The organism is Bacillus sp. (in: firmicutes), from assembly GCA_012842745.1.
In the GTDB taxonomy this organism is placed as follows: domain Bacteria; phylum Bacillota; class Bacilli; order Bacillales; family Bacillaceae_J; genus Schinkia.
The window spans coordinates 1-12,002 of the sequence record DUSF01000051.1 but is presented as its reverse complement, the minus strand read 5'-3'; the positions used below and the strand labels follow the sequence as shown (position 1 = coordinate 12,002).

General features: G+C 35.8%; 12 protein-coding genes. All 12 read right to left on the bottom strand.

Annotated elements, in window-relative coordinates; translation table 11 throughout:
* Positions 1-84: 84 nt before the first annotated feature.
* The 12 genes from GX497_13790 to GX497_13735 all read right to left on the bottom strand — a co-directional run bounded on the left by GX497_13790 (position 85) and on the right by GX497_13735 (position 11,404).
* Positions 85-651 carry a hypothetical protein gene (locus GX497_13790; GenBank protein HHY74266.1) on the bottom strand — a complete coding sequence of 189 codons (567 nt, stop codon included), beginning with the start codon at positions 649-651 and terminating at the stop codon, positions 85-87.
* A 561-nt stretch (positions 652-1,212) separates the two neighbouring features.
* Positions 1,213-1,350 carry an XkdX family protein gene (locus GX497_13785; GenBank protein HHY74265.1) on the bottom strand — a complete coding sequence of 46 codons (138 nt, stop codon included), beginning with the start codon at positions 1,348-1,350 and terminating at the stop codon, positions 1,213-1,215.
* A 1-nt stretch (position 1,351) separates the two neighbouring features.
* Positions 1,352-1,675 carry a hypothetical protein gene (locus GX497_13780; protein HHY74264.1) on the bottom strand — a complete coding sequence of 108 codons (324 nt, stop codon included), beginning with the start codon at positions 1,673-1,675 and terminating at the stop codon, positions 1,352-1,354.
* Positions 1,672-2,622: a hypothetical protein gene (locus tag GX497_13775; GenBank protein HHY74263.1), complete on the bottom strand. Its 951-nt coding sequence runs from the start codon at positions 2,620-2,622 to the stop codon at positions 1,672-1,674. The genes GX497_13780 and GX497_13775 overlap by 4 nt, the downstream gene beginning before the upstream one ends.
* 14 nt (positions 2,623-2,636) lie before the next feature.
* On the bottom strand, positions 2,637-3,506 hold the full coding sequence (locus tag GX497_13770) for a hypothetical protein (protein HHY74262.1): 870 nt from the start codon (positions 3,504-3,506) through the stop codon (positions 2,637-2,639).
* Positions 3,507-3,722: 216 nt separating this feature from the next.
* Positions 3,723-4,307 carry a hypothetical protein gene (locus GX497_13765; GenBank protein HHY74261.1) on the bottom strand — a complete coding sequence of 195 codons (585 nt, stop codon included), beginning with the start codon at positions 4,305-4,307 and terminating at the stop codon, positions 3,723-3,725.
* 175 nt (positions 4,308-4,482) lie between these two features.
* Complete coding sequence (locus GX497_13760) at positions 4,483-5,808, bottom strand: hypothetical protein (GenBank protein ID HHY74260.1); 1,326 nt, start codon at positions 5,806-5,808, stop codon at positions 4,483-4,485.
* A 21-nt stretch (positions 5,809-5,829) separates the two neighbouring features.
* Complete coding sequence (locus tag GX497_13755) at positions 5,830-6,345, bottom strand: hypothetical protein (protein ID HHY74259.1); 516 nt, start codon at positions 6,343-6,345, stop codon at positions 5,830-5,832.
* 13 nt (positions 6,346-6,358) lie between these two features.
* Positions 6,359-6,739, bottom strand: coding sequence for a hypothetical protein (locus tag GX497_13750; GenBank protein HHY74258.1), 381 nt, complete (start codon positions 6,737-6,739; stop codon positions 6,359-6,361).
* A 14-nt stretch (positions 6,740-6,753) separates the two neighbouring features.
* A complete protein-coding gene (locus tag GX497_13745; GenBank protein HHY74257.1) occupies positions 6,754-7,326 on the bottom strand; it encodes a phage tail family protein in 573 nt (190 codons plus the stop codon).
* Positions 7,323-11,123, bottom strand: coding sequence for a hypothetical protein (locus GX497_13740; GenBank protein ID HHY74256.1), 3,801 nt, complete (start codon positions 11,121-11,123; stop codon positions 7,323-7,325). The genes GX497_13745 and GX497_13740 overlap by 4 nt, the downstream gene beginning before the upstream one ends.
* Positions 11,124-11,179: 56 nt before the next feature.
* A complete protein-coding gene (locus GX497_13735) occupies positions 11,180-11,404 on the bottom strand; it encodes a hypothetical protein (GenBank protein ID HHY74255.1) in 225 nt (74 codons plus the stop codon).
* Between the last annotated feature and the right edge of the window lie 598 nt (positions 11,405-12,002).

Sequence of the window (12,002 nt, the reverse complement as noted above, 5' to 3'; positions counted from 1 at the left end):
TTTTTGTCCTCCTCCCGCAAGGGAATGATTTACATTTATACATTGTCGCATAATTCCCTCCAAAAGTACCGACATAAAATTTTCCTAAAACAACAAAAAACACTGCCATTGAAAATGGCAGCGGACAATATCATCTGGATGAATTAAAAAACCCGTTGAGTCGATGTCGATGGCATCAAGTGTGGCTATTTTTGCTTCTATAGTCTCAATAACTACAGTGTGCCTACCTTCTTTAACATTTGTTTTTTCGTATGCTAACATTTGCTTAATGCTTATAGGTGATATTTCACTATAGTGATTCACAATTCCATCTATAGTTACTTTTACTTGCGATGCTCTAGAAGGAGATGCTCTCACTATAATACGAATACTTTTACCTATAAAATCAAATGATATTTTCTCACCACCCAACATTGTACTGGAGTGGGTGTTATTATAGTTAGGAGGATTTTCAGTTGTCACAGTAGATTTAGTCCAACCTACTGAATACTTAATAGCTGGATCCGTATCATCATATCTTTTCCAACCTTCCTCAGGCTTTAATAATTGTTGACCAATAGTAGCTGCCTTAACTTCATTAGAATCAAAAGTTAACAAAGATAAGCTAAATAAAAATATTAAAGACATTAAAACTACTAAACTTTTTTTCATAATATCCCCCTAATAGTTTTTTATAATTAACACACAATATATTCGTCAAAAAACTACAATAACCTCCCTAAATTAGGAACAAAACCTAAATTATGCTATAATTTGTTAATAACTACACACTTTGATTTGGGGACGATTATTACTTATGAAAAAAACTTTGGATATTATTTTTATTCTTTTAATCTCTGTCTTATCCACTTTTAATTATTGGTACCTTATTTCCTTGCTCTCAGCTTATTTCGTTTTAGGTAAATTAATACACGGATTCGATTCTACGAAGAATTGGGTTTTATTTGTTACGCCTATTAGCTCAATTATTCTTGCTATTTTAACAGGAGTCCTTCTTTATTTCCTTCAAAAGAAGAGACTAAAGAAAATAAAAATAGTTTTTTCTTTAATCCAATTACTTTTATTTTCTTACTATTTATACCAAATAGTAGAAATTAGAAATGATACTACCCCTATTCGCATATACGAATAATTCTAATAACGCATTGATTGGTGGCACAATATCGTGCCCTTTTTTATTTTTAACAAAACCTTGAACAAAATAAAAAAATCCTACTCCGTGTACGCTTCTCCTGTGATTGTTTCATATTGTTCTGTTGTAATTTTTTTGTATTTAACCGCTGTTTCCACTTGTTCTTTTGTCCAATATCCACCTTCATAGTATCCTTTGATTTTTTCAAATGTTAGCATATCAAATCACCCCATTAATCATTAGTGTAAAGTTTAAGTCAGCAACCTCTTGACGCGCTGTTTGTGCTTCGCCTTCAACAAGCATTATGTTAAATGCTAAATCAGCATTTTCTTGTTGTAGTTTTTCAATTTCAGTAGGTTGTGGAACAAAACATGTTTCACGCCAACCAAATTCTTCAGAATACTCAAAATCACGTTCTTCAATGACCGCACCATCTGGAATGGGATTCTGCGCAACTTGTTCACCGTCAACGTCTACAAATTGATAATCCCACTCACCAACATTAATTGTCTTTCCATTTAATACCACACATGTTTTCATCATTTCGCTTTCCACCCCACGTTCCCGGTTCCTGATTCTTTGACATATAGAGTAGTAGACGCTGCGCCATCAGTGCGCTGATAGATAGCACCGACAGAAGCAGTAACGACTCCTTCTGGACTTCCTAGACCAACGTAAAAAGGACCTGCATTTCCAGCATGCCAAATTTTTCTGTACGTTGTTCCGTCATAGATATCTACATTTTTATCTGGTTTAAAGCGGAAGCCTCCCCTGTAAGTAGATGCTCCATCTCTATTAAACAAATAAAGGCAATCATCACCAGCTAAATAATAAAAATTTCCCTTGATTACTCCGTTATAATTAAGAACAATACCTGGGCCAGCATTATCTATACCTAAATTACCAGACATAGTATCTCCCGCTTTATTAAGAGGAGAATATCCCAACGCATTTTGCTTGTTATTCCAAGATGTCCGTTCTGTAGGTGCAATGTGTTTCTCGTTATCAGCCAAGTGTGCAGTAAATTTTTGTTTAATTTCATTAACTGCAGCTACTAAATTACTTTTTTCATCTGTTGTTAGCGAGCCTGTTTCACCTATTTTTGTAAGCAATTCGTTAATGGCGTCAACAAGATTTGATTTTTCTACAGTTGTTAAATTTTCAATATCACCAGCTTGTTGATTTAAAGTTTCAATGTTTTCTTTAAAAGCATCATGGTCATACGCGGTAAAATTCCTAGCTACTTTTACACCAGTTGACCATGCTTGGGCGGTTCCCTGAAATCCTCTTGAGACATTATTTAAAATATTACCATTCTTCTCTACATACAAAATTGTTTCAGCTGTTTCACCGATTCCGATAACTGCCAAATTTGGTGCATCAGGCAACACTGATCCATCGACAAGTTCGATTGTTTTATCCGTATCAGATATAGCTGTAGCTAATTGTGTAGACGGACTATTCGCTATTGCTTTGTACATTGTCTTCAATCTCTTTCACTCCTTTACACACCGATAAATGCTTGAGTAAATACTGTAGCATCAATTCTTCCTAGTTTATTACTAGTTAGTCTAATTTCGTTCCATTGGCCTTTTTCCATGTAACTTGTAATGTTAAGCCCATTTCTGTCACTATTGAATTTACCTCCTAGTGCTAATGTTCTATCAACACCATTAATTATCACACCTACACCTGTTGCGCTTGAACTTTCGTATATGCCGTATTCGATATCGTGACCGTGAGCCGGTACAGTAAAGTTATGAGAATGGGAACCTATTTCGAATCTGTGACTATGTTCCGGTATTTGTATTTTATGAACGTGTTGACCTGATTTAACCCATCTTCTTGAGCCAACGACATTAGTACCGAATCCATCAGTAATCGCTATATAGAGTCCGTCCTCTAACCCGTGGTCATGGCCATTTCTTCCTGGCATCCAATCCTCTGCCCCGCTGTCATTACTATAATACCCGCCGCCTTTACTCGTTTCGTTCCATCCACCATGAGTTGTCGTTGATGTAGCGTTAAATGATTTTGATTTGGCGCCTTTACTATACGCCCTAAACGGCTGCAACTTAAATCGTAGTAACGCCTTTTTAATGCTTATCGTTTCTGACGGAATATACAGGTTAAGCACTAGCGGACTATATTCGTCGACGTTATCAGATCGCCCCTCTTGCCACGTTTGCAGTAACCCATCCTCGCTAATAATCGTTGTGTCACCGGCTTTATTTCGTAACAATAGACCAAATTTATCGGCTGCATATTTTCCGATTCTAAGTCTTTCTATGTTGTTATTATCAACTACATGGATGCCACTTCCATCGATATACGTCGCTGTGTCAGCGATAATTTTTACAAGTGCGGCGCGCAACACTCCCGCGTTAATTTCATCCGCCGTAAATCCACTGCCCGTTCCAAATGATCTCCCATCATATTCGTATAAGTTCGCAACACCTATACCGTTCTCTTATGAACTGCTTACAGTTTCCCGCAAGATTAGACTATATCTTGTACTTGTAAAAGTACCCTCTTGTTTCCAGCACCATTAGCTTGTGCTGTACTCTACTCCATTGAAAAAAGCCTACAATTAGTAGGCTTTTTCTGTTTCGATAGTCGTTGAGGTTAAGCTATTTTTCCTATTTAGATTCCTGTTTTTGTTTTGTTCTTTTATGGTCGCCCATCTACAATTATTAGGTTCGTAATTGCCATCACAGTTTATCCTGTCTAGTGTAGTATTCTTTCTACCATATTTTTGTATATGTTCCTCATATTCAGAAAGTAAAGACCACTCATAAAAATTATTGAAAGACTCAATCCATTCATTACATACTTTTATACCTCTACCACCATAAATATCATACTTTATATTATTTGGATTGTAGCATCTAGATTTCATTGCTTCCCATTTATGATATAGAGATGTATTGAACTGACCATGTTTTTTGTGTGAGTCAACGTTATAACAACCACAAGAAGTTGTTTTTTGAGACTTCAAAGAATCTGCTCTTACAACTTTCTCATTACCACATTCACAAACACACATCCAATAACTCTTTCGATCTTTTTTGTAACCTTCCACTTTGGATAATACTGTTAAACGACCAAACACTTGGCCTATTAGGTTTTGAAAACCTACGCCTTTTTTAAATCTACCTTTGGAATCTCTTGACAACAACATCATCCCCTTGTCAACTATTATCAAAATGATAATACGTGTACCGAGTGTTGTCAATTTAATATAACTTAACCTGCTGATTGCCCATTGTATCATCCTTTAAATTGTTACACTTTGGTATTAAAGGCTTTAGGGTTTTCCAGCATTTAAAGAGGTTAGGAACCAAAGATATTTAGCTCCAAGAACCATTAGATTTTTTTGTATCAGCTATCGCTAAAATATTTGGGCCAATATAAAGAGCGCCATAATCGGCGCTTGTTTTATCTGTATTTTCAAATAAAATCCCTTCGTTTTCTCGGACTTCTGCTGTTTTATATGCACCACTGGCAACAATACGATTCTGTAGAGCATTAATCATTCCATCTAGCCAATGTGTATTAAGGCGTCCACGCTCCGTTGTTGTATTTTCAATTAATGATTTAGCATTGTCTAAATCAGCTAAAAAGTCTTCCATTTCAGCATCAAAATTAGCTAATTTCACGTTCGACCTTTTAGGCTCAAATGGGTACCGAACATATTCTACAATTCGTTCTAGCACGTTAACTTCTAAATCGTCATCCAAAACATTAATAACATCACCTAGACCAAACGACTCAAGTTCAGTGTTAAATCCTGCTATTTTTTTTAGTTCAAGTACATTTGCCTCATATGTTACTCTTGGTCTTTCAACCTTCTCTAGGTGTTCTTTGCCCTTATCGTACAGTTCATCTTTATTATCAATATCGCGAAAATAAACATAATTTTCTTTAGGTCGTGGATAGTCATTAATATATTGACTATCTATATAAGCCTTATCAGTCTTATTCTTAGTTGCTCCTCGAATACCAAGACCATCTTTTCCATAAATATAAAGACGCGTTGTAACGTCTCTGGAATCAATAGTTCTCCTAATTGATTGTAGGTTCTTTTTATAGCGAAATTGTACGCCTGTATCATTTCCGATTGACTCATAAAAAGTTATTTTGAATTTACCGTCCACATCAGGTAATCCATTACAAACAAACTCGCATTTCCAAAGCTTACGAACTTCTTGTATTGCCATAACAGCTGTTGCATTTTCTAGCCACAAATCGTTAAGACCAATTAATCTGCTTGCATCTGCTTTAAATCTTGTTTTTGACAATACATCATCCAAAATAATTTGTGCTGATTGGGCAATAAATTCCTTGGCGTTTAAATCTTTAACAGAATCATAAACATAGCAATCTACTAGTTCGAAAAATATAAATTCACACTGAATATTACTTAGTAGATTGCCATTATCATCTTTTATTTCATTCGTGGAACGGATTATAAATAAATCTCGCTCAACCTTTATGAAATTTTCATTTTTAATATATTTCCACTTAGTATCATTACGCGGCAATACTAAATCTAATGTTTTGTCTCCGTTAATTCTTTCCTTAATGCAAACTTCTTTAGCGTTGTTTAATATCGCATCGCCATAGCCTGTATAAGATGTTGAAAATTTATCGAATACTATAGGATAATTTGACACAATGCTTTCTCGCCTCTTTTCTTATGCAAATCGGTTACGATAACTAATTCGAATATGAATATCGTTTTTGCTACCACCGTCATCAATTGTTACTATATTCTTACCACCATTTAGTTCAAAAAAATCACCTTCGAAATTACGTAAGTCATTCATACCATTCTTTACGACTGTCATTTTATCAGAATCAATTACTAGCTGGTCCCCGGGATTAAGCTTGCCTTTATAAAATAATTCTCGAACAATACCTACAAAAGCATCGCTAATTTCAATCTTGCCTTTACCTTCTGCTAGACATTTACCAATACGAATTAGTGTTACTTTGTTAAATTGTGTAGCTTTAGCTTCCGCTAAAGCATGTACATCTATTTTTAAGGTAGGAGTAAAGTTAACTAATCCTTTAGATTCAGCTAAGATATCGCATGAGAAAACAGCATTTCCTATTAATATTGCTTCAGAAAGTCCAACAACGTTAATATTTCCGATTAACGCATTACTTTGAAAACCTTGATTAAAGCCGCTTGTATTAAAAGACAACATTAGGGCTACCTCCCTAATCTAAAGATAGCTTTATATTTCCCGCATAAAATGTTAACTGATCATTGGTTTCAATTGTTTTTGGTGTAGTTAAAGCACCATGAAACAACAGATTTCCTTTAGTTGCAGCATCGTATATTCCAAAATGCGTGACTTTACCAAGATCTGTACTTGCTTGAGGAAAAATAGCATCTTGTTCGTTTTGAATTTGCCCTTTTCCACCTACTTGAATGGGAGCCGCAAAATGAATTCGTTGCCTTTGATAACCTCCACCAAACAATTCAACTCCAGAATCAGCATCCGTTGGATCACTCGTAAATAAAGCTAGATAGACAGCTTTTGTAACAAATGTTTCTGACAACCATTTTTCTTCTAAATAATTAGATATAGCGCCCATACTATTTCGCCTCCTTAACTGCCTTTAGGTGTTGATATTTTAATCTTCAAACCATTTATTGTTGTCAAACCAAGATTTTTTATAATAGTTTTTGTCGGTGTATTGACCGTGCTTTCCGAGATTACTTCCAATTTTGATTTTGATTTTGTATTTAAAATTGTTTGAACCGATAATTCATCGACAGAATAAGCAAAAGGATCTGACTTAAATTCAAGTGTAAATTCTCCAATGCTTGTGAATTGGTCTAAATCAATTTGATTAACTAGACGAACATTATAATAAACTTCATTATCGTCATCGAAAATCAATGGGACTTTATTTCGTGTTATTAACCATGCTGCTAGTTGACGAGCTTTTTTTCGAAATGAACTAACATCATCAACTATGAACTCACATGTAACAGATAAGGTTTTATCATCGTATGTTCCATCGGAGAAATCATACGAACCATCTTTATTTGGTATTTGTTGATTATCAGTCCTGGCTTCAGATAACATTGGAATATTTCGAGATGTTACTATAATTCCATATTCACTTGAATGTTTACCGTTAAATGTAAATCCATCTAAATAACCAGTGATGTTCATCTCGAAAACACTCCTTTCTTACCGTTAGCACGGAGCCTTGTTACCAGTTTGTCGGTTTCGTTTACCCAGCCTTTTATGTCTGCTTTGTCATTCAGATTTACATTGCCGCTGTGTTCAAATAATGGAGCGTTGTAGTTATGCTGGATAACCTCACCTTTCCCCTGATTATTAGCAGCTAGGAGCAAAGATTCTAACTGCTTAGGCTGAAAAATATACTCATGTTGCTGTAGAATAGCCGCAATCTCGTCTGGCATTAATTTATCACCGAAACTAAAGTTCATTACACCAGCTTGTCCGCCTGTATGATATTTTCCTGTACTTCTAGATTTCGAAACGGATAATACCTCATCTGGCAGATAGCTGTAATTATTAGAATCTACAAGCCTATTATTTTTATAAACTTTTCCTTCTTTATCAACACCATAGTCATGTCCCCAGATTTCTTTATGAAGTCCACCAGTGTTATTTGTGTCAGTCCATCCTGATGGAATTTGTTGAATTATACTTTCTTCTTGACTACCATAATAACTTGGTGTGCTAATCTCCCTTTTCATTCCTTCGATTAGGCTATTGTATTCGGATACAAAAGCTCTTGTTTGTTCTATAATTGACTTGTTTGCCGTTTGATTAAGCTCAATTCTGCTATTGGCCACCATTTGTTCCAACCCAATAACATCACCAGTGTAATTTTCTACTTCTTTTAACAAGCTTTCATAATGTTCTTGAGCTACTTCATATTCGTTATCATAATGCTGTCTGGTTTCACGTTCTTTTTCACTGTAATGGTCCTTAACATTGGATTTGCGATCATCAAGATTTCGAAGTTCGTCATCTTTTTGATTTCGTAATGCTTTTCGATGCTCTTCTCTGTCAATTGCATCAAGTCTTTTTTGCAATTCTTTAAACTTCTCGCGCCCCTCTTTAGATGTGGCCAATCGATATTTTTCAAGTTCAGCAATTAATTCAGCTTTTTCATTCGCTGTTTCTTGTTCGTCTATTTCATCCAATTGACTGTTATAGAAGTCCTCAATTTCCCGCTTGCGCCTATCCAAAGAATCAAGTTCTTCTTTTTCCCTGTCTCGTAACGCTTCAATTTCAGCATCCTTACGCTTACGAATAGATTCTAATTCATTGCGCTGTGAGTCCTTTATGGCATCGATAATTTTTCGCTGTAATTCTTTAAATGCTTGTTCCTCTTTACGCTGGAAATCTTTTAATGCTTGTTCATGTTCTTTCATCAGCTGAATACGAAGGTTGTAAACTTCTGTATCGGCCTGCTTGTAATATTCCGTGTTTTCGGCATATCGTGAACGGACACGTTCCCAAGCATCCAATTTCATTTGAGCCACTTCTTGGTCAGTTTTACCGCTTAACCTCATTCTTCTTTCTTCTTGTTCAATCCATTCCGCAGAGCTTTCAAACGTATTCTTAGCCAAAACACCTTTTGTTTGATAAATCTTTTCATCAAGCTCCATTCTGATGTCACTGTATTGTTTATAACGTTCTAACAAACGTTCATAAACTGCCAATTCATCATCAACAGTCATTTGGTTAAGGTTCTTTTTGTATTGAATATAGCGTAAGGATTCTTGGTATTTCTCCCTTTCAATATCTTCTTTTTGTTTTTGAAGGGATGTTTTTGAAGAACCTCCTCCTTTTGTTTTTACTCCTCCACCGCCAGTTTTTTCACCACCTCCACCTAAAAATTTTTGCAAGTCTTGATCCTGTATCGATTTTTCCAAGCTATTATAAATATCTTGAATAGCAGTTTGTTGCTTCCTAACAGCATCTTCTTCCTTCATGATTTCTGCATTAATTTCACGAATTTTACTACTCGAATACTTTTTTTGATTTTTTATAAGATTAAGCCGTTTTTTCTGAACTGTATCATACCTTTTGTTCAAGTCATCTAATGCTAATTTTGCATTTCTCATTTTCTCGATCGTATTTTTTCGAAGTGCTTCTGTTAGAGAGTTTACTTCACCTGTCATTGTTTTTATTGCTCCCGTTTCATCGGTGTATCCTTGAACAATACCTGGTGATAGTTTTTGTAACTCACTCATGATTTCTGCCATTCTGTCTTTAGCTGCTTTTGCTCCATCTGTATCTGTACTTACCTTTTTTAGTTTTTCTGCAAGGCTATCGTATTCCTTAGCCAAATTCATTGATTTAGCTTCATTTTGTTCAATTGCCATCTTGAATTGCTTTTGCGCTTGTTCCGCTTTTCTAGTTTCGTCAGCCATTTTAGAATACGCAACAGTTAATCCAGTTGCTGCTATTGATAATCCTGCTAACACCCAACCAACTGGTCCCAATGACAATTTAAATTCTACTGCAGCAGTTTTTATAGTATTAAAAGCAAATGCGCCAGCGGTTAACAAACTAATTAAACCGGTAACACCTAATGACACGACACCAATTGATACTACGAGATTTTCATTTTCACCTGACCATTTTGCTAATTCAATAATGATTGGTGTTAAATACTCCAATGTATCGGCAATGATAGGCATAAAGGCTTCGCCGATTTCAGACTTTAATTCTTTCATGCTGGCGTTATATCTAGCTTGAGCACCTTGGAGTCCATCTAAGGCAGATTCGGTATTACCTGCGTACAATGTGGATTCTTCAAGCATACCGTTGTATGCAGCCTGCACCTTTTGCGCTTCTGTTAATTTAGCTGCAGTTGTTCCGATTTTAGCTGCATACCTGTCGTACATTACTGATAGGTTAGTTGTAATACCTGCAGAATCCGTTAAAGTTGAATTACCTTGCTTGATACCACGAATAGCCTGTACAACCGCTTCACCCCATTCTAAGTGAGATTCACGATTGTAAGCCGCCGCATCGCCCAATGCTAAGATTAAATTTTTAGTTTCTTCAAGATTTAATCCCATTGCTAGGGATGTTTTTACTGCTTCCGATGCCTCTGCAATACTCAAAAAACCTTTAGTAGCCAATTCTTGAGCTAATTCTGTAGAGGCATTAACATTAACATTTAAGGACTTCGAAACCTCAACTAACCCCTGTACGGACATTTGCATTTTGTTCGCTTCGTCTATCGTTGCTTTGATAGCATTTTTAATACCGTGAAATGCGGCTCCAGCACCTAAAGCGGCTAGGGCATTATTCAACTGACCAAAACCTTGTCCTGTCTTTTTAGCTTCGTTCCCAGCTTCTCTTAGTTCCTTTTGAATCTTTTCAATTTGTTTACTGTCTACACCAAGTTTTTTTAATTCATCAGATACACGAGCAAGTTGCTTTTCAAGAATTTCAGGATTTGACTTTTTTATCGCATTATTAATCATTTCAATCTGTTTCGAACTTAAACCTATCTCCGAAAGTGTAGAATTCAATTCGCTTATTTTTGAGTTGAAACCTATTGCACTTTTTGCAGCATCGTTCATTTGATCTTCGAGTTGCCAAATCTTCTGTGCTGTTTCATCAGATGCTTTTGTTAAACGCAATATAGTGGCTTCCGTGTTCAATATTTGTTCTTGTATCTTGTTTTTCTTAGAATCTGAAAAGGCGTTCTCGTAGGATTTCTTTAATTCGGCTAGTTTCTGTTTTTGAAGCTCAATTTTAGCGTTTGTATTATCTAGCGCTTCCGTCAACTTAGCGATTTTTTCTTTTGTATTACCTAACTGACCTACAGAACTTGAAATCTCATTGATATTAGTTGCGGTTTTCTTGCCTTGCTCGCCCACGTCAGCAAGCTCTTTTCTCATCGACTCAATCTCAGCCTTAAATTGGCTTCTGTCGGCTGATATTTTAGCTTTTAATTCGCCTAAATCCATATTCTCACACGCCTTTCTGAGCATAATAAAAAGGTCGCCATATTAGCGACCTAATGTTAATTGAATTTTATTTCTCCATCACCATTTTCATATACTCTAACTTTACATTTTGGACAATCAGAACCATTTCGAAGTAATTTCATTTCCTTTGAGCAATTTGGGCAACTAATGTCCTTGGAACCAACGGAGTCTGAAATACTTTTACCTAAAAAGACAAAGAAGCCCAATACCATGCCTATTACGCCACAAATAATAAAAAAAATGATAATGAAACCTAACATTTTTTACCTCCCCATTTTTCTATAATTCTACTTAAAGGAGGAAGGTATTTCCACACTATTTACATTTTTATCACATCATTTAAAAAACACCCCCGCAATGGAAGTGTTTTGGTATAATATAATTCGTACAATAGAATCGGCTCACTCAAGGGCGGTCTGGCTCACTCCCGATAGAAAGGGGGTGGTGCCCATGACAACATTCGAAGCATTAATGCTAATGTTAACATTCGGATTACTGATTGTTGCTATGTTGTCACAAGACAAAAAGAAATAGACCTCCCTTGAGACCCTGAGCAAGTTTTTAGGGATTGGTCTATTTCGCAAGACTATTCGAGCCAGCCACTCTGTGAGGGGCGACTATTGTACTCGACCGTAGGTGTTAGAGCACCTGCGGTCTCTTTTTCATTCTATGCTTTATTAAGTAGATTATACTATAACGTCATTTATAATTCAATTTACGCTTTTTTAATGCGGGAGTTTTACACCTAATTCAAATAAAAAGTGACTGTAAGCCAACGTAGGCTTATATTTTTTTGTCAAATTTCGCATATAAATAATGGCGTACTAATCCGTACAGTGTTATAATTAAAGTATATTA